Below are 23741 nucleotides of genomic sequence, written 5' to 3' on the forward strand. Positions count from 1 at the left end.
TTAGCGCCGATGATAGTGCGGCATTGCCGTGTGAAAGTAGGACACCGCCAGACTCCCCTCAAGAAAGCCCAGCTCATCCGAGCTGGGCTTTTTGCTTTGTGCTTTGTGCCGGCCGAAAGCCCGAACCGCCCGTCGGGGCTCCGATAAAGCGGCGCTTGGCGGCGCTGGCTCCTCATTCCCCCTCCGCAGACGGCAAGAAAAAAGGCCGGATTGAGCTGCGGCTGCAGGCCGAGGTTGGCCGAAGCGTCGCGTGGCTTTGTTAAAAAAATACCCCGCCGGCTGTGCCTGGCGGGGTGTGGTCGTGCATGGGGTTTGGCGATCAGCTGATGCGCTCGATCTGGGCGCCGACGCCGTTGAGTTTCTGTTCGATGTGTTCGTAGCCGCGATCGAGGTGGTAGATGCGGTCGACCACGGTTTCGCCATCGGCGACCAGGCCGGCGATCACCAGGCTGGCCGAGGCGCGCAGGTCGGTCGCCATGACGGTGGCGCCGGACAGGCGCTGGACGCCCTTGACCACGGCGGTGTTGCCCTCGATATCGATCTTGGCACCCATGCGGTTGAGCTCCGGCACGTGCATGAAGCGGTTCTCGAAGATGGTCTCGGTCATCATCGCGGCGCCGTCGGCGATGGCGTTGAGGGTCATGAACTGGGCCTGCATGTCGGTCGGGAACGCCGGGTAGGGCAGCGTGCGCAGGTTGACCGACTTGGGACGGCGCTTCATGTCGAGCGAGATCCAGTCGTCGCCGGCTTCGACCACGGCGCCGGCTTCGACCAATTTGTCGAGGATGGCGTCCATGGTGAGCGGCGCGGCGTTACGCAGCACGACGTGGCCCTGCGTGGCGGCGGCGGCGACCAGGAAGGTGCCGGCTTCGATGCGGTCCGGCATGATGGCGTGATCGGCGCCATGCAACGCTTCGACGCCTTCGATCACCAGGCGGTCGCTACCGATGCCGCTGATGCGGGCACCCATCTTGTTCAGGCACAGGGCGAGGTCGGTGACTTCCGGCTCGCGCGCGGCATTTTCCAGGATCGTGGTGCCGTCGGCCAGCGCCGCGGCCATCAGCAGGTTCTCGGTGCCGGTCACGGTGACCATGTCCATCACCACGCGCGCGCCGCGCAGGCGCTTCGCCGTGGCCTTGACGTAGCCGTGTTCGATGGTGACGTCGGCACCCATCGCGACCAGGCCCTTGATGTGTTGTTCGATCGGACGGCTGCCGATGGCGCAGCCGCCCGGCAGGCTGACGGTGGCCTCGCCGAAGCGTGCCAGCGTCGGGCCAAGCACCAGGATGGAGGCGCGCATGGTCTTGACCAGCTCGTAGGGGGCGACCAGGTTGTTGATGCCGGCGCCGGTAATCTCGACTTCGTGCACGTTGTCGGTCATGACGCGCGCGCCCATGCCCTGCAGCAGCTTCTGGGTGGTGGAGACGTCGCGCAGCATCGGTACGTTGCTGAGCCTGAGCGTGTCGGCGGTCAGCAGGCTAGCGCACAGGATGGGCAGGGCGGCGTTCTTGGCGCCCGAGACGCGGATTTCGCCGTTGAGCGGGCCGTTGCCGCGGATGAGCAGTTTGTCCATGAGTTAGAGCCTGTGGTGAACCGGCATGCGAGCCGCGCCAAGTGGCCTGTTTGGGCTGGCTTGGCGTGGTCGCGCAGGTCAGAGTCAGTCATTGGCCAAGCGGGTAGCGCCACGGATGGCAAGCGGCACGCTTGGCCTTGGGGGAGGCGACACCACCGCACGGCGATGTCGCGCCTCGTTAAGCTGTGACCGCAGGGCGGCGCGAGAGACGCCCTGCGGTGTGGTGCCGCCAATGCGGCGGGCACGGCTGCAGCCAGGTGCTAGCCTTGCTGTTTCGCCCACTCTTCCGGCGTCTGCGCCTTGACGATGGAGAGCGCGTGGATCTCGTTGCTTTGCAACTGTTCCTTGATCACTTCCTTGACCAGGCGGTGCCGGTCGATCAGGCGTTTGCCGGCAAAGGCCTCCGATACCACGACGGCGTAGAAGTGGTGGCCGTCGCCTTCCACCTCGAGATGGGTGCAGTCGAGGCCGGCGGCGATGTACTGTTTGACTTGTTCGGTAGTAGCCATGCTGTGTGATCCTTGCGAACTATCCTAGTGTCTGAGCTTGTAGCCACGATGAAGCAGCCACAATGCCAGAGCGGACAGCAAAATGAAACTGGCGCCGACCACGCCGAGCGACAGCCAGGGGCTGATGTCGGCCTGGCCGAAGAAGCCGTAGCGGAAGCCGTCGATCATGTAGAACACCGGGTTGACGTGCGATGCGGCACGCCAGAAGCCCGGCAGGCTGTGGATCGAGTAGAACACCCCGGACAGGAAGGTGAGCGGCATGATCAAAAAATTCTGGAACGCCGCCAGCTGGTCGAACTTCTCGGCCCAGATGCCGGCGATGACGCCCAAGGTACCGAGGACCGCCGAGCCCAGCAGGGCGAAGATCAGCACCCACAGCGGGTGCGTGGGCAGGCCGAGACCGAACCAGGACGTCACCAGCAGGACGCCGGCGCCCACGGCGAGCCCGCGCACCACTGCGGCCAGCAGGTAGGCGGCGAAGAACTCCAGCGCGGTCAGCGGCGGCAGCAGCAGGAACACGATGTTGCCGGTGATCTTGGACTGGATCAGGCTGGACGAGCTGTTGGCGAAGGCATTCTGCGCCATCGACATCATCGCCAGGCCGGGGATCAGGAAGGCGCTGTAGCTTACCCCAGGGTAGGCTTCGACGTGCTTCGACAGCACGTGGGCGAAAATCAGCTGATACAGCAGCGCGGTGAGCACCGGCGCCGCCACGGTTTGGAAGGAGACCTTCCAGAAGCGGACGAGTTCCTTGCGGAACAGGGTGAGGAAGCCCTGCATCAGTTGGCCCCCCCTTGCATCGTGTGTACGAAGACGTCTTCCAGATCGACCTCGATCATGCTCAGTTCGCGCACCTCGACGCTAGCCTGGCGCAGCGTGGCCAGCACGCCCTCCAGCGCGCCGAGTTCGGGCAGGCGCAGGATGTGGCGGCCGTCTTCCTGGCGCAGCCGCAGCGCCTCCAGGCTCGCCGGCAAGTCGGACGACAGCTTCAGGGCGACGTCGCGCTCGTTGCTGCGTGCGAGCAGCTTGTCTTTGGTTTCCAGTGCGACCAGACGGCCCTTCTTCAGCATCGCGATGCGGTTGCACAGGGCCTCGGCCTCTTCCAGGTAGTGCGTGGTGAGCACGATGGTATGGCCGGCATGGTTGAGTTCCTGCACGAAGCTCCACAGGCTCTGGCGCAGCTCGACGTCGACGCCGGCGGTGGGCTCGTCCAGCACGATCACCGGCGGGCGGTGCACCAGCGCCTGGGCCACCATCACGCGCCGCTTCATGCCGCCGGACAGCGCGCGCATGTTGACGTCGGCCTTGTCGGAGAGGCCGAGCTTGAACAGCAGCTCGTCGAGCCAGGCGTCGTTACGCGTCAGGCCGAAGTAGCCGGACTGGAAGCGCAACGTCTCGCGCACCGTCAGGAAGGGGTCGAACACCAGTTCCTGAGGAACCACCCCCAGGCTCTGACGCGCCGCCTTGTAGTCGCTGACCACGTCGTGACCCATGATGCGGATGGTGCCGCTATCCGGGCGCGTCAGGCCCGCCATGGCGGAAATGAGCGTGGTTTTGCCGGCGCCGTTGGGGCCGAGCAGGGCGAAGAATTCGCCGGGTTCGACGCGGAAGCTGACGTTGTCGAGGGCCAGCAGTTGGCCGAAGCGTCTGCTGACCGCGGAAATGTCGATGGCCGGGACCATGGTGGCTGGGGATCGGGTAAAAGGTAACAATTATACTGCCGGCTCAGGGGTGGGGGGAAAGTTGTTCCAGTACCTCGGGCCTGAACAGTCCTGCGTAGAGGCAGGACAACAGCGCCGGGGTGTCGCGTGCAAGGTCGAAGCGTTGCGCGTCGGCCAGCCAGATGCGCAACAGGCCGTCGTGCAGCGCCTGCAGCGACTGTGCCGCCATCACCGGCTGCACCTGCGGCTGCAGCTGGCCGCGAGCCTGTGCGGCCAGCAGGATCTGGGTCAGGGTGGAGTGAGCCTCGCGCATCTTGGCGATGCATTCGTCCTGCACCGGGGCCAGCTCGTCGACATGCTCGGTGCGCAGGAAGATCACCTGCAGTACCCGTTGCAGGCGGGCGTCGAGGGTGACCGAGCGCAGCAGGCTGTTGCTGAATCTCCACAAGGCCGCCGCCGGGTTGTGCGCGGCACCGGCCTTGAGTTCGCCGAGGTGAGTGTCGAAGTTGGGGATGATGCGGTCGAGCATGGCACGGTACAGGTCGAGCTTGTTCTCGAAATGCCAGTAGACGGCACCCCGGGTGAGGCCGGCGGCGCTGGCGATGCTCGCCAGGGTGGTACGGGAAACGCCATGCGTGCTGAACAGCGCCTCGGCGGTATCCAGGATGCGACAGCGGGTTTGCTCGGCTTCTTCTCGGGTGCGACGTGCCATGGTGCTCGGTGGTTTGATACAACCGCCGAGTTTAACGGCCGGCCGGCGATTAGCCTACTGGTTATAAGAGAAACGCCGCGCTTTAGCCGTACGGCATGACTGAGGGGCATCGAGGCTCGTGGCGGCGAGACGCGTCAGCGCCGCCGCCGTCGGCAGGTTGGCCGAAGCCCGGTGTGGCGGGTTTACAGCGGGGCCGAGGCCTCAGCGGGGGGCGGCGCCATCAGCTGGTCGATGTCGATATTTTCGTCATCGGACGGCGCCTTCGGCAGATCGGCACCGACCTGCTTGGCGCGTAGCTGCAGGTAGGCATCGCGTATGTAGGAGTAGGGGTCGAGGGCCGCTTCGTCCACGGTTTTCTCGAGGCCAAGCAGGCGCGCGCGCGTGTTCACGCCATCGAGTACGGCGCCGGCGGCCAGTTGGGTGTGGGTCTGGAACACCACGCCCGGTTCGGGACTGGCGGTGTACGTGGCGGCGGTGCCCAGGCCGTCGCGCACGGTGGAGGGTCCCAGGAGCGGCAGCACCAGGTAGCTGCTGTTCTTCCAGCCCCAGCTGGCGAAGGTATCGCCGAGCGTGGTCTTGTTGTTGGCGAGGCCGGCCGGCGTGGCGATGTCGATCAGGCCGAACAGGCCGAAGGTGGAGTTGAGCGCCACCCGCATCACGTCGTTGGTGGTCTTCTGTGCATCGGCGCGCAGGGCGTTGTTGACGGCGCTGTAGGCATCGCGGATGTTGTCGAAGAAGTTGCCGACCGCGATGCGCAGCGGCCGCGGCGTGACGGTGCGGTAGCCCTCGGCCACCGGTTTCACCACGGCGCGGTCGGCAGTGTCGTTGAAGCGGTAGACGGCGCGGTTCATCGGCTCGAGCGGGTCGAGCGGTTCGTGGGGATTGGCGCAACCGGCCAACGCGATGCTCAGCAACAGCAGGTGAGCGGTTTTCATGACAGATTTCCGGAAGGGCCTTGCAGCAGTTCGTCGAGTCCGTAGAGGCGGGCCAGGCTCGCCAGCGTGGGGGGCAGGGTGCCAATGCGCAAGACGCGACCGCCTTGCCGACCGTGCCGCACCAGCTCCAGCAGCAGTGCCAGCGCCGCCGAGTCGGACGCGGTGACACCGGACAGGTCGATTTCCTGTGCCGCGCTGCCGTTCAGCTGGCGCTTGAGCTGGACCAGCTGGGCCGCAGCGGAGTCCATGTCGATCCGGCCGGACAGCTGCAGCCGGCTGGAAGCGGCCGTATCGTTCATTACGCCCCCGTGCCTTTGGCCAGGTTGTCGTTCTTGTTGCGCAGCACCTTGATCAGGCCGTCGATGCCGTTCTTGCGGATCTCTTCGTTGAACTGGTTGCGGTACACCGTGACCAGACTGGCGCCCTCGACGCTGACGTTATAGACCTTCCAGCCCTGCGCCGTCTTGTACAGCGTGTAGTCGATCGCCACCGGCTTCTTCTCGCCGTTGCTGGGCAGCGTCACTTCCGACTTCACCGTGGCTTCGCGGCCGTCGTTGGCGAACACGGCGTTCGGCTTGACGTCGACCTGGGCGTTCTTGAAGCGCGTCATGGTGGAGGAGTAGGTGCGCGACAGCAGGCTCTGGAATTGTTGCGTCAATTCGGTCTGCTGCTGCGGGTTGGCTTCACGCCAGCCGCGGCCGACCGCGAGCGCCGTCATGCGCTGGAAGTCGAACTTCGGCAGCACCAGCTTTTCCACCTGGTCGCGGATCTTGGCGGTGTTCTTGCCGTCGTCCTGCTTGATCAGGTCGAGCACTTCGCGCGAGGTGCCGCGCACCATGTCGACCGGGGAGTCGGCGGCCAGCGCCGGAACGGACAGGCCCAGCAGCATGGCCAGGCTAACGAGCAGTTTTTTCATGATTGTTCACGCTTTATGACAGGTCATGGGTAAGCCGGAGGGAGGGGCGGCCTTACTGCGCGCCACTGCTACCGGCGGGGCTTCCTTCTTTGGCAGCGCCTTTTTCGGCAAAGTTCAGCATGAATTTGCCGATCAGCTGCTCCAGCACCAGCGCCGACGAGGTCAGGTCGATGCGTTCGCCCGGCTTCAGGTTGTCCGGGTCGCCGCCCTGCACCAGGCCGATGTACTGCTCGCCGAGCAGGCCGGAGGTGAGGATTTCGGCGCTGGTATCGCGGCTGAACTGGTAGCGCTTGTCCAGCGACAGCGTTACCTTGGCCAGGTAGCGCTGGGTATCGAGCTCGATGCTGGCGACGCGGCCGACCACCACGCCGGAAGACTTCACCGGCGCCTTGACCTTGAGGCCGCCGATGTTGTCGAACTCGGCGTACAGCGGGTAGCTGGCTTCGGCGCTCTGCGGGGTCAGGTTGGCCACCTTGAGCGAGAGGAAGGTGACGGCGGCAATGCCGATGGCGACAAAAATGCCGACCCACAAATCAATCGTCGTGCGTTTCATTCGGTTATTTTCCTAGAACATGAAGGCGGTCAGCACGAAGTCCAGCGCCAGGATCACCAGGGCAGAGGTGACCACGGTGCGTGTGGTGGCCGAGGAGACGCCGGCCGCGGTCGGCGTGGCGTCGTAGCCTTCGAAAACGGCAATCAGGGTGACGGCGATGCCGAAGAACAGGCTCTTGATCAGGCCGTTGATGACATCGTTGTGCAGATCGACCGAGTTTTGCATCTGCGACCAGAAGGTGCCTTCGTCGAGCCCGATCAGCTGCACGCCGACGAAATAGCCGCCGAAGATGCCGGTGACGTTGAACAGCGCGGCCAGCACCGGCATCGAGATCACGCCGGCCCAGAAGCGCGGCGCCACCACGCGGGCGATCGGGTTGACCGCCATCACGCTCATGGCGTCGAGCTGTTCGGTGGCCTTCATCAGGCCGATTTCGGCCGTCATCGCGCTGCCCGAGCGGCTGGCGAACAGCAGCGCCGCCAGCACCGGGCCCAGTTCGCGCAGCAGCGACAGCGCCACCAGCGCGCCCAGCGCATCGGCCGAGCCGAAGCGCGACAGCGTGTTGTAGCCCTGCAGGCCCAGCACCATGCCGACGAACAGGCCGGAGACCACGATGATGATCAGCGACAGCACGCCGGCGAAGTACACTTCGCGGATGGTCAGGTTGAGGCGGCGGAAGCTCTGCCCGGATTGCAGCAGGATGGCCAGCAGGAAGCGGCTGGCGAAACCGAGTCGCCAGATGGCGTTGATGGTGACGTGGCCGAGGTGGCGCAACGGGGCGGTGAGGGTTTCAAACATGGCGGACTCCGCTCAGGCCCAGGTCGTCGGCCAGGCTGCGCTGGGCCGGGTAGGCGAAATGCACCGGGCCATCGGCCTCGCCGTGCACGAACTGGTGTACCCACGGCGAGTCGGAGGCGCGGACCTCCTCCGGCGTGCCTTCGGCGACGATGCTGCCGTTGGCGACGAAGTAGACGTGGTCGACGATCTCCAGCGACTTGTGCACGTCGTGGGTGACCATCACCGCGCTGGTGCCGAGCGCGTCGTTGAGTTTCTTGATCAGCAGCGCGATGACGCCGAGCGAGATCGGGTCGAGCCCGGTGAACGGTTCGTCGTAGAGCATGATTTCGGGGTCGAGCGCGATGGCGCGGGCCAGGGCGACGCGGCGCGCCATGCCGCCGGACAGCTCGGCCGGCATCAGTGCCTGGGTGCCGCGCAGGCCGACGGCGTTGAGCTTCATCGTCACCAGGTCGGCGATCATCGATTCCGGCAGCCGGGTATGTTCGCGCAGCGGAAACGCCACGTTGTCGTGCACCGACAGATCGGTGAACAGGGCGCCGAACTGGAACAGCATGCCCATGCGGCGGCGGTGGGCGTGGAGCTCGCGCGCGTTCATGGTGGCCACGTTCTGGCCGTCGACCAGCACTTCGCCTCGCTGGGCGCGGTATTGGCCGGAGATCAGGCGCAGCAGCGTGGTTTTGCCGCTGCCGCTGCCGCCCATGATGGCGACCAGTTTGCCGCGCGGAATGCGCAGATTGATGTCTTTCAGGACCGGTCGGTCGGTGTAGCCGAAGCTGACCTGCCTGAATTCGATGAATGAATCGTCTTGGGACACGGAGGTTCCGGTTGCGTCTTTATCAGGAAGCAAGAGCGTATGAGCCCTTATCGGGCGATTGACGGATTTTATCCTGTTGTGCTGGGCGCGCCAAATCCGACCGATGGAACAGTCTGTTCTGTTGCGGTGCACACAACGGTTTCGGGGGTTTCGGGCTCGCCCGGCAAACAAAACAGCCCGGAGGAACCGGGCTGTCTGTCGGGTGCGGTCCGGCTCAGACGCCGCGCAGCAGGTCGTTGATGCTGGTCTTGCTGCGGGTCTGGGCGTCGACCTTCTTCACGATCACGGCGCAGTACAGGCTGTGGCTGCCGTCCTTGGAGGGCAGGTTGCCGGACACCACCACCGAGCCCGGCGGAATGCGGCCGTAGCTGACTTCGCCGGTTTCGCGGTCGTAGATCTTGGTGGACTGGCCGATGTAGACGCCCATCGAGATCACCGAGCCTTCGCCGACGATGACGCCTTCGACCACTTCGGAACGGGCGCCGATGAAGCAGTTGTCTTCGATGATGGTCGGGTTGGCTTGCAGCGGCTCGAGTACGCCGCCGATGCCGACGCCGCCGGACAGGTGCACGTTCTTGCCGATCTGGGCGCAGGAGCCGACGGTGGCCCAGGTGTCGACCATGGTGCCTTCATCGACGTAGGCGCCGATGTTGACGTAGGACGGCATCAGCACGGTGTTCTTGGCGATGAACGAGCCCTTGCGCGCCACGGCGCCCGGCACCACGCGGAAGCCGGCCTGCTGGAAGCGCTCCTGGTTCCAGTCGGCGAACTTGGTGTCGACCTTGTCGAAGTAGCGCGACACGCCGTCGTCCAGCACGGCGTTGTCGCGGATGCGGAACGACAGCAGCACGGCCTTCTTCACCCACTGGTTGACGACCCAGTCGCCGTCGATCTTCTCGGCGACGCGCAGGCGGCCGGCGTCCAGTTCGTCGATGACCTGGCCGATGGCGGCCTTCAGTTCGGCGGAAACGGTGGCGGGGGTGATCTCGGCGCGCTTTTCGAACGCGTCTTCGATCAGGGTCTGGATCGGGTGCATGTGGTTCAGTCCTTGTGCAAGATGGATGGTGGTCATTGTAGTGGTTTCCGGTTCAGGCGTGGCGTCGGGCAAAGCGGACCAGGCGCTCGGCGGCCTCGACGCAGTCGGCCAGCGGCGCCACCAGGGCGATGCGGATGTAGCCGGCGCCGGGATTGACGCCGTGGGCGTCGCGCGCGAGCAAGGAGCCGGGCAGCACGGTGACGTGTTCTTCGGCGAACAGGGCGCGGGCGAAGGCCTGGTCGCCGCCGCCGGGCACGCGTGCCCACAGGTAGAAGCTGGCATCCGGCAGGCTGACAGCGAAGGCTTCGGCCAACTTGGCGTGAACCGCCGCGAACTTGGCGCCATACGCCGCGCGGTTGGCTTCGACGTGCTGCTCGTCGTTCCAGGCAGCGACGCTGGCGGCCTGGATGGTCGGGCTCATGGCGCCGCCGTGGTAGGTGCGGTAGAGCAGGAAGCTTTCCAGCAGCGCGGCGTCGCCGGCGACGAAGCCGGAGCGCAGGCCGGGCGCGTTGGAGCGCTTGGACAGGCTGGTGAACATCACCAGGCGGCTAAAATCGCGGCCGAGTTGCTGGGCGGCCTGCAGCCCGCCCAGCGGCGGCTGGCCGAAGTGGATCTCGGAGTAGCATTCGTCCGAGGCGATGACGAAGCCGTAACGGTCGGACAGCTCGAACAGCCGGCGCCAGTCTTCCAGGTTCATCACCGCGCCGGTGGGGTTGCCCGGGCTGCACACGAAGACCAGCTGGGTGCGCTGCCATACCGCCTCGGGCACCGCCGCCCAGTCGGGCTGGAAGCGGTTTTCGGCGAGGCAGTTGACGTAGTAGGGCTCGGCGCCGGCCAACAGCGCCGCGCCTTCGTAGATCTGGTAGAACGGGTTGGGCGAGATCACCACCGGCTTCTGTGCGCCGGAGGCGTCGATCACGGTCTGCACGAAGGCGAACAGCGCCTCGCGGCTGCCGTTCACCGGCAGCACTTCGCGCAGCGGGTCGAGCGTGAGGCCGTAGCGGCGCTCGGCCCAGGCGGCGCAGGCCGCGCGCAGGGCGTCGGAGCCCAGCGTGGCGGGGTAGCTCGCCAAGCCGTCGAGCGCATCGACCAGGGCCTGCTTTACCACGTCCGGGGTCGGGTGCTTGGGTTCGCCGATCGACAGGTTGACGTGGGGCAGCCCGGCCGGCGGCGTCACGCCCGCCAGCAGCGACCGCAGCCGCTGGAAGGGGTAGGGCTGCAGAAGGGCAAGATTCGGATTCACTTTGGGCTCCCGGCGCGACGACAAAGCGGCCATTTTAATGGAGATCGGTGCGGTTGGTGCAAAACAAACGCCGCTGCCGGGGAGGCGGCCTGCTACGCTCCCGCTCCGCAGGAGGTCAGGCTGATCGCGCGCAAGAACATCGAAGCCATCGTTTCCCGGCAACGGAAGAAACCGTGACGGACAAGGCCGGCTACGTGCTGACCCGCTGCTCCGGCCACGCGGCGCGCCGCGTTCCCGGCGACCATCCGGGTCCGGGGCACGGCAAGGGGTAGGGCACCGGCTGTCGGTCTGCCTGGTGCAGTCCATGGCGTTGCCGGCGCCGGCATCATGACAAAAGCCGGGCCCCATCATGGGGTCCGGCTTTTTTTCGGGCTTCGGCCAACCCCGCTTCAGTAGTGCGGCGGGATCTCGTGCCCGCCCGGCGCGTCGTTGCCGGGCTGGTTGCTGCGCAGTTGCTGGTACAGCACGCGGATCTGTTCCTGCAGCAGATCGATCTGTTGCTGCTGGCGCGTCACGGCGAGGTTGAGCGCGTCGAGCAGGTCGTCCTGGAAGGCCACTTTGACTTCGAGGTCGGTGAGGCGGGAGTCGTCCATGCGGTGTCCTTGGGTGGCGACGGGGTAGGGAGCGCGATTTTACCGCATTCGTGCCGCGCTCCGCTCATTCCCGACTGGCCGTTTCCCACGCGCCGTCGGCGTGCCGCGTCACGCCCTCGGTGGCGGCAAACTGACGGCGCATCGCGGCGATCACGGTGTCGCGCAGGTAGCGGTGCAGCAGCCGGCGACGACGGGGTGGCCGCTGTGGCTGGCGGTATTCCTGCTCAACGGGGTGTTCATGCCGTTCCTGCTCGGCACCGCGGCGGCCAGCACCTTCAGCCAGGTGGAGGAGCGGGTGTTCAGCCATGCCTACCAGGTCAAGAACGCGATGCGCGAGGTGGCCAACGCCGTCGGCCTGCTGCTGGGCACCGTGCTATTGCAGCAGCGCAGCGCGCTGCACGCCGTGCGCGCGCCGGAGCTGGCATCCGGCCAGCTGGTGTTGCTGGCCGGACAGGATTTCTTCTGGGGGCTGCTGCTGGTGGCACTGATGGTGGGGCTGCTGCTGCAACTGCAGCGCCGCTTCGTGTAGCGGTGTCGGCTAGCTTGCTCGTTGCCCGGTGTTGCTTGCACGCCGGGCATCGGGGCCGGCTTACGCCCCCAACTGGGCGGCAAACTGCGCGGGGATCGCCGGACGGCCGCGCTCGTTGATCGCGGTGCCGATGATCAGCCCTTCCAGCACCACCTTCTGGTCCGTCTGGCGGATCACCTGCTGGCGGAAGCCGAAGCGCACCTTGGACACCGGCTCGAACGCCACCGTCACCGTGAACTGGTCGCCGCTGGTCAGCGACGCCTTGTAGTCCAGTTCCGAGCGCACCACCACCAGGTTGATGTTCTGGCGCGCCAGTTCGGCAAAATCGATGCCCTTTTCCAGCAGAAACTCGTGGCGGGCATGCTCCAGGTAGTTGAAGTACACCCCGTTGTTCACGATGCCCTGCATATCGCATTCGTAATCGCGCACCTTGAATTCAACGGCAAAAACAGACATCGGCTAGCTCCAGATCGGGGTTTGACAGGTGGCCGGCACACGGCTGCCGGCGCGTTGGCAGGCAGGCTGGTCGGCGTGGGCCATGGGGCGGGGAGTGTAACGCATGTGGGTGCGGTCAGGGGACCGCCACGCGGGGCGGTGGCGGCAGCCTAACCCTGCGGCCGCAGCGCCTTGATCACGTAGAGGTCGAAGCGGGTGGACTTGCCCTCCAGCACCGCCGACGGCTTCACGCCCTCGATGACCGGGCCGCGCTGCGGCCGCTTCACCACCACCCGCACCGTGGCGGCGGCGATGGCGGCCTGCAGCAGCGCGGCACTGTCGAGGTCGTCGCCGATCACCTGCTGAAACGCCTGCATGCCTTTCTTGGCGGCGGCGCTTTTCTTGTCGGTGTCGGGGAACATCGGATCGACGAACACCACCTGCGGCCGTTCCGCCTCGGGCCGTGCCGCCTGTGCCGCCAGCCACTGGATGGCGTCGGCGTGCACCAGCGTCATGCGCCGCGCGATGTCCATGGTGTCGAGGTCGACGCTGGCGCGCTCCAGCGCGTCGAACAGCAAGGCCGCCGCCACCGGCGAGCGTTCCAGCAGCGTCACTTCGCAGCCCAGGCTGGCCAGCACGAAGCTGTCGCCGCCGAGGCCGGCGGTGGCGTCGACCACGCGCGGCAATTCCTTAGCGCCCTTCAGCCCGATCGCCTTGGCCACCGGCTGGCCGCGCCCGCCACCCTGCTCGCGGCGGTGCTTGGCCGCGCCCTCGACGAACTCGGCGTATACCGCGCCGTGTTTGCCGCTGGTGAGCAGCTCCAGCCGTTCCGGCCCCAGCTCCAGCCAGTAGCCGGCTTCGGGGCGTCGGGTGACCAGCGGCAGCGCGAAGCGCTCGGCAAGACGATGGGCGGTGTCGCGGCGCGCCGGCTCGGCGCAGTACAGCGGGGTGGGGGTCATGGACGGTTTCCGGGGAACGACGCGGCGAAGATACGGCAAGGCGCGATCAGCGGCAACCGCGTGGCCTTAGCGTTTTCATGCCAAAAACATAAAATGGCGCAATGCTCCCGATCGCAGCCTTCTGCGCCGGCATCACGCTGTGCGCCTTCCTCCCTGAACTGCCCGACGCTCGCTGGCTATGGCCGGCGCTGGCGGGGGCCGCCGTGCTGGCCTGGCGCCTCGATGGTCGTCGCCGCCAGGCCGCGCTGTGGCTGGTATGCGCCCTGGCCGGGCTCGGTTACGCCGGCTGGCGTGCCGAACTCAGGTTGGCCGAAGCGCTGGCGCCGCCGTGGGAAGGGCGGCCGGTGGAGTTCGTCGCCGTGGTGCGCGGCCTGCCCGACCCGGGCGACTACGGCGTGCGGCTGAACGCCGAGGTGGAACAGGTGCTGACGTCTGGTGCGCGCCTGCCGTCCCGGGTGCAGCTGAGCGATTTCCGCGGTGGCGACTGGCCGGCCGGCAGCCGCTGGCGGCTCACGGCACGTTTCAAGGCGCGCCACGGCACGGCCAACCCGTTCGGTTTCGACGGCGAGGCGTGGATGTGGTCGGAAGGGCTGCTGGCCAGCGGCTCGATCGGCAAGGGCGCCCAGCGGCTGGAGGACGCTCAGGATGCACTGGCGCGCATCGACCGCCGGCGCGCCGCCGTGCAGGCCCGCATCCAGCGGGTGCTGGGCGACACGCGCGAGGCGGCGCTGATCGGCGCGCTCACCGTCGGCGCGCAGCAGGCCATCGCGCGTGAGGAGTGGCAGCGCTTTGCGCGCACTGGCCTGACCCACCTGGTCTCGATCTCCGGCCTGCACATCACCATGGTCGCCGGACTGGCCGCAGCGCTGGCGGCCGGCTGGTTGCGTCTTCGGCCAACCTTGCGTGTGCCGCCGCGGCTGGTGATCGCCGCCGTCACCGTGCTGGCGGCGCTGGCCTACGCGCTCTTGGCCGGTTTCTCGGTGCCGACCCAGCGCACCCTGTTCATGCTTGCCGGCGCGGCCTGCCTGCTGGTCTCGCGCCGCGCCTACACTCCGTTCCAGGTGTGGTGGCTGGCGCTGGCCGTGGTGCTGCTGATCGATCCCTTCGCGGTGCTGGCGCCCGGGCTGTGGTTGTCGTTCGGGTTGGTGGCAGCGTTGATGGCCGCGACGCTGGCGCGCCGCCGCCCGCCCGGCAAGCTGCGGGCGGCGCTGGCCGGGCAATGGGCCGCGCTGGTGATGTCGCTGCTGCCGCTGGCGCTGTTTTTCGGCAGCCTGCCGCTGGTGTCGCCGCTCGCTAACGCCGTGGCCATTCCCTACATCTCGGCCTTGCTCACCCCGCTCGCGCTGCTGGCGGTGGCGCTGCCGTTCGACGCCTTGTTGCACCTGACCGCCAGCTTGGCCGAAGGCTTCTTCTACGGGGTGGACCGGCTCGCGCTGCTGCCGTCGTGGTCTCTCCCCGGGCTGCCGTGGCCGCTGCTGGCGCTCGGCGCGGTAGGGTCGCTGTGGCTGATCGCGCCACGCGGCGTGCCGTTGCGGGGATTCGGCGCGCTGCTGCTGGCCCCGGCGCTGCTCTACAGCCCGCCGCGGCCGGCGCAGGGGACGCTGCGGGTGCAGGTGTTCGACGTCGGTCAGGGCTTGTCGGTGCTGCTGCAGACCGCGCGCCACGACCTGCTGTACGACACCGGGCCGGGGCAGGCCGAGCGTGTGCTGCTGCCGCAGCTGGCCGGCCTCGGCGTGCGGCGTCTCGACGCCCTGATGCTGTCGCACCACGACAGCGATCACGACGGCGCCGCGGCTGGCCTGTTGGCCGCCGTGCCGGTGACGCGGGTCTGGGCCGGTCAGCCCGCATCGCTGGCGGGGCAGCGCGACGATGCCGTGCCCTGCACGCCGGGGCAGAGCTGGGCCTGGGACGGGATTCGCTTCGACGTGCTGTGGCCGCCGGCCGGGCTGGCGGGGGAGGACAACGTCCACAGTTGCGTGCTGCGCGTGGCGACCCTGACCCGGGCGGTGCTGCTGACCGGCGACATTGGGCGGCGCGAGGAAGAGGCGTTGGCGGCGCGCTATGGCCGGGCGCTGGCCAGCGAGGTGTTACTGGCCCCGCATCACGGCAGCCGCGGCGCCTCGGGGGAGGCGCTGCTGCAGGCGGTGGCGCCGCACTGGGGCGTGTTCAGCGCGGGCTATCGCAACCGCTACCGCCATCCGCACCCGCAGACGCTGGCGCGCTACCGGGCACAGGGGGCCCAGGTGCTGCGCACCGACCAGCTTGGGGCACTGCAGATCGACCTGGGGGAGACGCTCGCCATCGGCGCGTTCCGGCGCCAGGCGCCGCGTTACTGGAGGGTGCGTGCGGAGGCCGGGGATGACGAAGTCACAGCCGCAGCCGGGCGATGACCTGGTTGCCGTCCCCGCAGTATTCGAGGTGGTCGAACGAACTCAATTTGGCCAGCAGGATGCCGCGGCCGTGCGGGCGCAGCAGCGCCGCCGGGCCGGCGTTGAGGATGGATTGCCAGTCGAAGCCCCGGCCCTGGTCGGAAACGGTGAAGGTGATGTCCTCGGCGCTGCGGCGAAAGCGCACGCTGACCTGACGCTGGGCGTAGGCCGGGTCGGACAGCCGGGCCTGCAGCGCGCTGTCCCAGCTCTCCTCGGCCAGCAGGCGCTGCTTGTCCTGGAAACCGAACCCCAGATTGCCGTGTTCGACGGCGTTGGCGATCAGCTCGTAGAGGCCGCTGGCGACCCGTTCCGGCACTGGGCAGGCGCGCGCCAGCAACGCCGTCACGGCGTGCGCCTCCTGCAGCGTGCGCAGGGTGAATTCGGCCTCCTGCAGCATCATCATGGTGCCTTCCTGGTGCAGGCCCATTTCGCGGAAATAGAGCTGGCGGTCCCAGTGGTCGACCGCCGCCTTGACCACCGCCAGCAGCATGTCGCGCGAGAACGGCTTGTTGAGGAAGAAGAAAGCGCCGGCGCTCATGCCCTGCTGGATGCTGCCGGGCGAACCGAAGGCGGACTGGATGATCACCGGCAGGCTCTCCATGTCCGGGCTTTCCTTGATGCGGGCCAGCAGTTCCATGCCGTTCAGGCCGGGCATCATCTTGTCCAGCAGCACGGCGCAGAAGCGTTCGTGTTCGGCCTCAAGACGGGCCCAGGCCTCCTCGCCGCTGTCGGCCTGCACCGTCTTGTAGCCGTCGCTTTCCAGCAGTTCGCTCATCAGTTCGAGACTGAACGGCTCGTCGTCAACCAAGAGTAGCGTGTGTTCCATCATGCTCCGTTCCGAGTGGGGCGGGCCTGGGCCAGCGTGGCAGGATGAAGCGGAAAATGGCGCCGCCGCCGTCGGCGTTCCCGGCGCTGATCTCGCCGTCGTGGGCGAGCACGATTTCGCGACAAATGGACAGGCCGAGCCCGCTGCCGCCGGCGCCGGTCTTGGTGGCGCTGCCCTGCACGAATTTGTCGAAGATCGGCTCCCGTTCGTCGTCGGCGATGCCCGGCCCCTGGTCGGTCACCGCCACCTCGACCCGGTCGATGCCGTCGGCGTCGGCGCGGGGGGCGACATGCACCGTGATGACGCCGCCTGGCGGGCTGACCTTGATGGCATTGGCGAGCAAGTTGCGCATCACCTGGCCGATGCGCAGCGGGTCGAATACCGCCGGCAGCGTCAGGCTGTCCGCTTTCAGTATAATGTCGATGCCATTTTTTGCTGCCATCGGCAGCATTTCCTCCCGTGCCTCGTACACGCAGCGCAGCAGATCCTGCGGCATCATCTGGAATTCCATGCGCTTCACTTCCATCTTGGCCAGGTCCAGCAGGTCGTTCAGCAGTGCCAGCAAACGCTTGCCGCTGCGGTGGATGCGCTCGAAATAGTGCTGCTGCTTGGGGGTGTTGTCGCTGGTGCTGCGCCGCTCCCCCATTTCGGCAAAGCCCAGGATGGCGTGCAGCGGGGTGCGCAGTTCGTGTGACATATTGGCCAGGAATTCGGTCTTGGCGCGGCTGGTGTCCTCGGCCAGGGTCTTGGCCTCGCGCAAAGCGGCCTCGGTGGTGCGTTGCGCCGAGATGTCCTGGAAGATCCACACCGACCCCAGCCCCGGCAGGGCCGGATCGAGCGCCTTGCCGTAGAGCTGGCACCACAGGGTGCCGCCGTCGCCGTCGCGCAGGCGAAGGTCCTGCTGGCATACCTGCCCCTGCGACAGCACGCCGTACAGCAGGCGCACCAGCCGCTGCCATTGCTCAATAGACTCGAAGATCTGCGTGGTCGGCTGCTCCACGACGTCGTCGGCGGGCAGCCGGAACAGCTCGAGGAAGGCGCGGTTGACCTGCTTGAAACGGTGGTCGGCGACGTAGGCCATGGCGAGCGGGCTGGCGTCCAGCAGCGCGGCGAGCTGCTGGCGCTGCTGTTCCACCTGGCCCTCCAGGGTGTTCTTCAGCGCCAGCAGCGCCGCCTCCTGCTCCTTGCGCTGCCGGATGTTGCGACAGACCAGCAGAAAGCAGGTGTCGTCGGGCTGGTCGACCTGGCTCAGCGTCAGCTCCACCGGCAGGCGGCTGCCATCCTCGCACCGCAGCTGCGCCTCGAACGGCGCGCCTTCGTGTTCGGCCGCGATCTGGCCGAACGGCCGGTGGCGCTCCGGGTCGACCCAGTCGGGGAACAGGCTCGCCAGCGGCCGATGAGGCAGGCACTCGTCGTGCCGCCCGATCAGCCGCGCCGCCGCGGCGTTGGCGGCGCGCACCGTGCCGTCGCTTTCCAGCAGCAGGATGGCGTCGGAGCTGGCTTCCAGAATGGCGCGCTGACGCGCCTCGCTGTCGGCCAGCGCCTGCTCGGCGCGGCGGTGTTCGTCCAGCTGACGGTGCAGCGAACGGTTGCTTTCCATCAGTTGGTCATGCTTCACCAGCAGGGCGTGGCGGAACTGCAGGTTGCTGTGGCCGAGGCGGTAGAGGTAAATCAGCAGGCACAGCGCCCCGGCCGCCGACAGCATCAGGACCAGCAGATCGTGGTCCTGCAGCGCCAGCGCCGGGTCCCTCTGGGCGAACACCGCATACTGCAGCGTCATGCCGCCCAGGGTGAGGGTGCGTGCCTGCAGCGGGGCGGAGGTGGGCAGGGGATGGCCGGGGTGGCTGTCGAGAAAGGGCGTGCCGGGCTGCTGTTCCTGCCAGGCCACCAGCCGCAGCTGGCTGACGGGGGCCGTTCCATCCGTCAGCGGTGAATTCAGCAGCGCCGACGGGTTGAGTCGCAGCAGCAGCACGCGCGTCTGCTGTGGCAGCGGGCTGACGATGTCCAGCCGCGGCGGCGATGCCGGCTGGGCCGCCGTCACGTGCAGCCGCGGGCGCTTGGTGTTGAGCGCGCTCTCGAAGGTCGGCATCCAGTCGGCGCGGGCCCCCAGGTCGACGCCGATGCGTTGCTGGCTGTCCGGCGTGCCGGCCAGCAACAGCCGTACATAGTAGAACGGGCGGGGCGGGGCGGGGGGCTGTTGGCCGCCGGCGTGGTCGCGGATGGGCTGGCCGAGCCGCGCCTCCAGCGCCGGGCGCTGTGCCGCGGTGATGCGCTCCACCAGCGCCACCTCGGTATAGCCGTCGTCCTGCTGGCGCAGCGTCCCCAGCCACTCGTCGAGCCCGGCCGGGGAGATGTCATGGTTGGTCTGCAGCGCCAGCAGGCGGGCGTGGTCGAGCCTGGCCTGCAGCTGCCAGGCCACGGCCTGCAGCCAGACCCGGCCGCTGGCCTGATCGTGCTCGAGCTGCTGCTGACGGCGGCTGTCGGCCAGCAGCCAGGCTTCGCCGCAGAGCAGCAGCATCAGCAGCAGGCCGGTAAGGAGGACAAGGCGGGGCGGGGTGATCCGGCGCATGTCCGTCGCCCTGGATCAGCGTGAATTCAGATGCTGGTAGAGCCGTTCGAATTCCTGCGACACCTTGTGGCGGGCGTCGAAGAACACCATCGGCTGGGCCGCCTGATGCGATTCGCGAATCTTCACCGAGGCCGACAGCGGCGCGTCCAGCACCGGCAGGCCTTCCTGTTTCAGCTCGGCGACCAGCCGCACCGGCAGGCTGGCGCGCGGCTGGAACTGGTTCACCACGATGCCCTCGATGTGCAGCTCGGGATTGTGGTCGGCGCGGATTTCGTCGGTGTTGCCCATCAGGTTGTACAGCGCCTGGCGCGAGAAGGCATCGCAGTCGAACGGGATCAGGCAGCGGTCGGCGGCGATCAGCGCCGAGCGGGTATAGAAATTCAGCGCGGGCGGGGTATCGATCCAGATCTCGTCGTAGTCGGCGGCGAGCTGGTCGAGCGCCTCCTTCAGCTTGAACATCTTGTAGCGCGATTCCAGCTTGCCCATCAGCTCGGACAGTTCCGGGTGTGAGGGCATCAGCGACAGGCCGGGAAACGGTGTCGGCACCACGAACTCCTGCGGCGTCTTGCCGAACAGGCTGATGTTGAGCATCTGCTGGAAGAAGTCGGCCAGCGTCGGCGCGCCGTCGGTCGCCGTGCCGCCCAGCAGGTAGTGGCTGGCGTTGCCTTGCGGATCGAGGTCGATCACCAGCACGCGGCGACCGGCACGGGCCGCCACGGCGGCGAGGTTGACGGCGATGGTGGATTTGCCCACCCCGCCTTTCTGGTTGAAGACGACACGGCGTATGGCGCCCATGGCTAATCCTTGTTCGGAGCCGGGCGGGTGCGCCGTCGGCCGCTCAGAGGGGCTGAGCGCCACCGCAAACAAACAGCATTTGCTGGTAGCTGGCCGAATTCTGCACCACCGGCATCGGTTTTATCTGGCTGTCATTATAGAGGTAGCTGGCGACGAGACGGCTGTTTTCGTCGAACAGGGTGACACTGGTCAGACGGAAGGTCCGGCTCGTACAGTCGATCTGCCAGGTATTGATCGAATACTTGTGGCGCGGCGTCGACAGGAAGTTTTCCTTCTTCATGTTGAAGATGGTCTTCTTGTCGCGGAAGGTTACCACGGAACCCTGGCGGCGCAGCGACAGCTTGTCGATCTCGTTCAGGATATTGCCGTTGGGCGAGACGCCGAGGTTGTGCCAGTCGGCATTGGCTTGCTGCGGCGCGCTCGGCGTCGGCTGCGGGCGCAGTTGGGCCGGCTTGCGCGGGGGCGCGGACGGGGTGCTGGCGCAGGCGGTCAGCAGGGCGGCCGTCACGGTCAGCAGGGATACACGGTAAAACATGGGGAACCTCCGGATATACCCCGGCAGTGTCGCACAGCGTGTGCGCTTCGGCCAACCGGCGACGCGGGCGGGAACTTCGCCGCCGGGGCTGCGTCTCATCCCCGGCATTAGCATTTCCTCTGCATTGTGATATTGCCCCTTCAAGGCCACGTCCCCGGTGGCCTTCTTTTTTGCCCGTCCGGCGCGCGACGCGGCCCGGAGCATGCCGTACAATGGCGCCTTCTTCCGATTCTTGCCCCTCATGCCGGACGCCCACGCCCTACTCCAGACCGTTTTCGGCTACCCCGCCTTCCGCGGCGAGCAGGCCGAGATCGTCGCCCACGTCGGCGGCGGCGGCAACGCGCTGGTGCTGATGCCCACCGGTGGCGGCAAGTCGCTGTGTTACCAGATCCCGGCGCTGCTGCGCGAGGGCGTCGCCATCGTGGTGTCGCCGCTGATCGCCCTGATGCAGGATCAGGTGGCGACGCTGTCCGAGCTGGGGGTGGCCGCCGCCTGCCTCAACTCCGCCACCGCGCCCGACGAGGCGCGCGACATCGTGCGCCAGGCGCGTGCCGGCACGCTCGACCTGCTCTACGTCGCGCCCGAGCGGCTGCTGACGCCGCGTTTCCTGGAGCTCCTGAACGATCTCCGCATCGCGCTGTTCGCCATCGACGAGGCGCACTGCGTCAGCCACTGGGGGCACGACTTCCGCCCCGAATACCAGCAACTCGGCATTCTGGCCGAGCGCTTTCCGGCGGTGCCGCGCATCGCGCTGACCGCCACCGCCGACGAGCAGACCCGCGCCGACATCCTGCACTACCTGAGGTTGGCCGAAGCCCGCGTGTTCCTGTCGAGCTTCGACCGCCCCAACCTGTTCTACCAGGTGGTGGAAAAGCACAACGCCAAGAAGCAGCTGCTGGCGTTTATCCAGCAGGACTATCCCGGCGCCTCCGGCATCGTCTATTGCCTGTCCAGGAAGCGCGTCGAAGACACCGCGCAATGGCTGGTCGAGAACGGCATCCGCGCGCTGCCGTACCACGCCGGGCTCGGGCACGAGGTGCGCGACCGCCACCAGCGCGAATTCCTGCGCGAGGACGGCGTGGTGATGGTCGCCACGGTGGCCTTCGGCATGGGCATCGACAAGCCCGACGTGCGCTTCGTCGCCCACATCGACCTGCCCAAGAGCCCGGAAAACTTCTACCAGGAATCCGGCCGCGCCGGCCGCGACGGCCTGCCCGCCGCCAGCTGGCTGTGCTACGGACTCAACGACATGGTGCAGCTGACGCAGATGATCGAAGGCTCGGAGATGGCGGTGCTGCAAAAGCAGGTCGAACTGTCCAAGCTCGACGCCATGCTCGCCTTCTGCGAAACCGCCGCCTGCCGCCGCCAGCACATCCTGGCCCACTTCAGCGAACAGAGCGCCCCCTGCGGGCACTGCGACAACTGCCTCAATCCGCCGGTCACCTTCGACGCCACGCTGCCGGTGCAGAAACTGCTGTCGTGCATCTACCGCGTCGAGCAGCGCTTTGCCGCCAGCCACGTCATCGACGTGCTGCTCGGGCGTGCCAACCAGAGCGTTACCGCCTTCGGCCACGACCAGCTCTCCACCTTCGGCATCGGGCGCGAGCTCAACCAGCGTGGCTGGCGCTCGATCATCCGTCAGCTGGTGGCCAAGAAGCTGCTGCAGGTCGACATCGCGCGCGGCCAGTCGCTGGTGTTTGGCGACGGCTGCCGCGCCATCCTCAAGGGCGAGCAGAAGGTCTACCTGCGCCCGCTCGCCGACGACAAGAAGAGCCGCAGCGCCAACACCGATCGCTGGCTGCGCACCGAGCGCGAGGAGCGGCTGTGGCAGATGCTGCGGCGCTGGCGCAAAAGCATGGCCGACGAGCACAACGTACCGGCCTACGCCGTGTTCTCCGACAAGACGCTGCGCGAACTGGTGGAGAAGCGCCCCGGCAGCCGCGTCGAGATCGGCCGCGTCTACGGCCTGGGGGAACTCAAGCTGGCGCGTTACGGCGACGCCCTGCTCGCCATCCTCAACGAGGCGTCGCAGAGCGACGACTGATTCCAGTACACTTGAAGGCTGCATCCTGGCCATTGGCTTTACAATTCCGGAGAACCCAACATGCCCGTCAACCTGAACCCCGTTAAGCCCGAACAGCTCGCCGCCATCGCCGGCGTCGAACTCGGCGTGGCCGAAGCCGGCATCAAGAAGGCCGACCGCAAGGACGTGCTGGTGATCCGCCTCGACAAGGGCAACACCGTCGCCGGCGTGTTCACGCAGAACCGTTTCTGCGCCGCTCCGGTGCAGATCAGCAAGGCCCACCTCGACGCCGGCGTGCAAATCCGCGCGCTGGTGATCAACACCGGCAACGCCAACGCCGGCACCGGCGAAGACGGCCGCCAGCGCGCGCTCGCCGTCTGCCAGGCACTGGCCGCCGAACTCGACTGCGCCGTGGAGCAGATCCTGCCGTTCTCCACCGGCGTCATCCTCGAGCCGCTGCCGGCCGACAAGATCATCGCCGCGCTGCCCAAGCGCCGCAGCGCCAACTGGGCCGAGGCCGCCGAAGCGATCATGACCACCGACACCGCCCCCAAGGCCACCAGCCGCGCGCTGGACATCGACGGCCACAAGGTGTCGATCACCGGCATCTCCAAGGGCGCCGGCATGATCCACCCCAACATGGCCACCATGTTGGGCTTCATCGCCACCGACGCCGCCATCACCCGGCCGATGATCAACCAGCTGGTCAAGGAAGTCGCCGACCTCACCTTCAACTGCATCTCGATCGACGGCGACACCTCCACCAACGACAGCTTCATGCTGATCTCCACCGGCCAGAGCGGCGCGCCGCTGATCGACTCGCCCAACCAGCCGGCCTACGCCCAGCTCAAGGCCGCCCTGCTCGACGTCGCCACCGAACTGGCCCAGGCCATCGTGCGCGACGGCGAGGGCGCCACCAAGTTCATCACCGTCAAGGTCGAAGGTGGCCGTTCCGTTGCCGAATGCAAGGCCGTCGCCTACGCCATCGCCAAGTCGCCGCTGGTCAAGACCGCCTTCTTCGCCTCCGACCCCAACCTGGGCCGTCTGCTGTGCGCGGTCGGCTACGCCGGCGTCAACGACCTCGACGTCGACCGCATGGCGCTCTACCTCGACGACGTGCTGGTGGCCTGCAACGGCGGCCGCAATCCGGAGTACAAGGAAGAAGACGGCCAGCGCGTGATGCAGCAGTCCGAGATCGGCGTGCGTGTCGAGCTCAACCGCGGCCAGGCCAGCGCAACCGTCTGGACCTGCGACTTCTCCTACGACTACGTGCGCATCAACGCCGACTACCGCAGCTG

General features: G+C 67.3%; 24 protein-coding genes. 4 read left to right on the top strand and 20 right to left on the bottom strand.

What is annotated here, in order from left to right:
• Positions 1–319: 319 nt before the first annotated feature.
• The 14 genes from murA to AC3WG5_RS18335 form a co-directional block, all read right to left on the bottom strand.
• Complete coding sequence (gene murA, locus AC3WG5_RS18270; RefSeq protein WP_492570104.1) at positions 320–1573, bottom strand: UDP-N-acetylglucosamine 1-carboxyvinyltransferase; 1254 nt, start codon at positions 1571–1573, stop codon at positions 320–322.
• A 260-nt stretch (positions 1574–1833) separates the two neighbouring features.
• Positions 1834–2082, bottom strand: coding sequence for a BolA family protein (locus AC3WG5_RS18275; RefSeq protein WP_008955914.1), 249 nt, complete (start codon positions 2080–2082; stop codon positions 1834–1836).
• A 24-nt stretch (positions 2083–2106) separates the two neighbouring features.
• The gene (locus AC3WG5_RS18280; RefSeq protein WP_294867568.1) at positions 2107–2862 is read right to left on the bottom strand and encodes an ABC transporter permease; all 756 of its coding nucleotides are present in this window, start codon (positions 2860–2862) and stop codon (positions 2107–2109) included.
• Positions 2862–3764 carry an ABC transporter ATP-binding protein gene (locus tag AC3WG5_RS18285; protein ID WP_014088730.1) on the bottom strand — a complete coding sequence of 301 codons (903 nt, stop codon included), beginning with the start codon at positions 3762–3764 and terminating at the stop codon, positions 2862–2864. Before AC3WG5_RS18285 ends, AC3WG5_RS18280 begins: the two co-directional genes overlap by 1 nt.
• A gap of 43 nt (positions 3765–3807) precedes the next feature.
• On the bottom strand, positions 3808–4455 hold the full coding sequence (locus AC3WG5_RS18290) for a TetR family transcriptional regulator (protein ID WP_492570107.1): 648 nt from the start codon (positions 4453–4455) through the stop codon (positions 3808–3810).
• A 182-nt stretch (positions 4456–4637) separates the two neighbouring features.
• Positions 4638–5390 (bottom strand): MlaA family lipoprotein, encoded by a 753-nt coding sequence (locus AC3WG5_RS18295; protein WP_492570109.1) that lies wholly within the window; start codon positions 5388–5390, stop codon positions 4638–4640.
• A complete protein-coding gene (locus tag AC3WG5_RS18300; RefSeq protein ID WP_482583823.1) occupies positions 5387–5689 on the bottom strand; it encodes an STAS domain-containing protein in 303 nt (100 codons plus the stop codon). Before AC3WG5_RS18300 ends, AC3WG5_RS18295 begins: the two co-directional genes overlap by 4 nt.
• Positions 5689–6306 carry an MlaC/ttg2D family ABC transporter substrate-binding protein gene (locus AC3WG5_RS18305; protein ID WP_482583824.1) on the bottom strand — a complete coding sequence of 206 codons (618 nt, stop codon included), beginning with the start codon at positions 6304–6306 and terminating at the stop codon, positions 5689–5691. The genes AC3WG5_RS18300 and AC3WG5_RS18305 overlap by 1 nt, the downstream gene beginning before the upstream one ends.
• 52 nt (positions 6307–6358) lie before the next feature.
• Complete coding sequence (mlaD, locus tag AC3WG5_RS18310) at positions 6359–6859, bottom strand: outer membrane lipid asymmetry maintenance protein MlaD (RefSeq protein ID WP_008955907.1); 501 nt, start codon at positions 6857–6859, stop codon at positions 6359–6361.
• A gap of 12 nt (positions 6860–6871) precedes the next feature.
• The gene (gene mlaE / locus AC3WG5_RS18315) at positions 6872–7657 is read right to left on the bottom strand and encodes a lipid asymmetry maintenance ABC transporter permease subunit MlaE (protein ID WP_008955906.1); all 786 of its coding nucleotides are present in this window, start codon (positions 7655–7657) and stop codon (positions 6872–6874) included.
• Positions 7650–8471: an ABC transporter ATP-binding protein gene (locus tag AC3WG5_RS18320; RefSeq protein ID WP_008955905.1), complete on the bottom strand. Its 822-nt coding sequence runs from the start codon at positions 8469–8471 to the stop codon at positions 7650–7652. Before AC3WG5_RS18320 ends, mlaE begins: the two co-directional genes overlap by 8 nt.
• Positions 8472–8685: 214 nt before the next feature.
• Positions 8686–9507, bottom strand: coding sequence for a 2,3,4,5-tetrahydropyridine-2,6-dicarboxylate N-succinyltransferase (gene dapD / locus AC3WG5_RS18325; protein ID WP_041703658.1), 822 nt, complete (start codon positions 9505–9507; stop codon positions 8686–8688).
• A gap of 52 nt (positions 9508–9559) precedes the next feature.
• Positions 9560–10750: a succinyldiaminopimelate transaminase gene (dapC, locus tag AC3WG5_RS18330; RefSeq protein WP_492570113.1), complete on the bottom strand. Its 1191-nt coding sequence runs from the start codon at positions 10748–10750 to the stop codon at positions 9560–9562.
• Between the two features lie 389 nt (positions 10751–11139).
• Entirely contained in the window at positions 11140–11343 is a 204-nt protein-coding gene (locus tag AC3WG5_RS18335; protein WP_008955902.1) for a SlyX family protein, read from the bottom strand.
• 100 nt (positions 11344–11443) lie between these two features.
• Between AC3WG5_RS18335 and AC3WG5_RS18340 the strand changes: the two genes are divergently transcribed.
• Positions 11444–11872: a hypothetical protein gene (locus AC3WG5_RS18340; protein ID WP_492570115.1), complete on the top strand. Its 429-nt coding sequence runs from the start codon at positions 11444–11446 to the stop codon at positions 11870–11872.
• A gap of 60 nt (positions 11873–11932) precedes the next feature.
• Here AC3WG5_RS18340 and AC3WG5_RS18345 read toward each other — a convergent pair whose 3' ends face one another.
• Positions 11933–12328, bottom strand: coding sequence for an acyl-CoA thioesterase (locus AC3WG5_RS18345; RefSeq protein ID WP_492570117.1), 396 nt, complete (start codon positions 12326–12328; stop codon positions 11933–11935).
• A 149-nt stretch (positions 12329–12477) separates the two neighbouring features.
• Positions 12478–13266: a class I SAM-dependent methyltransferase gene (locus AC3WG5_RS18350; protein ID WP_492570118.1), complete on the bottom strand. Its 789-nt coding sequence runs from the start codon at positions 13264–13266 to the stop codon at positions 12478–12480.
• A 101-nt stretch (positions 13267–13367) separates the two neighbouring features.
• On the opposite strand from AC3WG5_RS18350, the gene AC3WG5_RS18355 reads away from it, so the two are divergent.
• Positions 13368–15656 carry a DNA internalization-related competence protein ComEC/Rec2 gene (locus tag AC3WG5_RS18355; RefSeq protein ID WP_492570120.1) on the top strand — a complete coding sequence of 763 codons (2289 nt, stop codon included), beginning with the start codon at positions 13368–13370 and terminating at the stop codon, positions 15654–15656.
• Here the strand turns inward: AC3WG5_RS18355 and AC3WG5_RS18360 are convergent.
• From AC3WG5_RS18360 to AC3WG5_RS18375, 4 genes are read right to left on the bottom strand one after another with little or no spacing between them, the layout of a single operon-like run.
• Positions 15634–16524 (bottom strand): response regulator, encoded by an 891-nt coding sequence (locus AC3WG5_RS18360; RefSeq protein WP_008955896.1) that lies wholly within the window; start codon positions 16522–16524, stop codon positions 15634–15636. The genes AC3WG5_RS18355 and AC3WG5_RS18360 overlap by 23 nt on opposite strands.
• Positions 16496–19090 carry a sensor histidine kinase gene (locus AC3WG5_RS18365; protein ID WP_492570122.1) on the bottom strand — a complete coding sequence of 865 codons (2595 nt, stop codon included), beginning with the start codon at positions 19088–19090 and terminating at the stop codon, positions 16496–16498. The genes AC3WG5_RS18360 and AC3WG5_RS18365 overlap by 29 nt, the downstream gene beginning before the upstream one ends.
• 15 nt (positions 19091–19105) lie before the next feature.
• The gene (locus tag AC3WG5_RS18370) at positions 19106–19885 is read right to left on the bottom strand and encodes a ParA family protein (protein WP_492570124.1); all 780 of its coding nucleotides are present in this window, start codon (positions 19883–19885) and stop codon (positions 19106–19108) included.
• Positions 19886–19928: 43 nt separating this feature from the next.
• Positions 19929–20420 (bottom strand): surface-adhesin E family protein, encoded by a 492-nt coding sequence (locus AC3WG5_RS18375; protein WP_008955893.1) that lies wholly within the window; start codon positions 20418–20420, stop codon positions 19929–19931.
• A 241-nt stretch (positions 20421–20661) separates the two neighbouring features.
• Here AC3WG5_RS18375 and recQ point away from each other — a divergent pair, with 241 nt between their 5' ends.
• Both recQ and argJ read left to right on the top strand, forming a co-directional pair.
• Positions 20662–22464 (top strand): DNA helicase RecQ, encoded by a 1803-nt coding sequence (gene recQ, locus AC3WG5_RS18380; RefSeq protein ID WP_492570126.1) that lies wholly within the window; start codon positions 20662–20664, stop codon positions 22462–22464.
• Between the two features lie 60 nt (positions 22465–22524).
• Positions 22525–23741 (top strand): bifunctional glutamate N-acetyltransferase/amino-acid acetyltransferase ArgJ (argJ, locus tag AC3WG5_RS18385; RefSeq protein ID WP_492570128.1); only part of this gene is annotated, 1217 nt, incomplete at its 3' end.

Source organism: Pseudogulbenkiania sp. FW507-F1, from assembly GCF_058781125.1.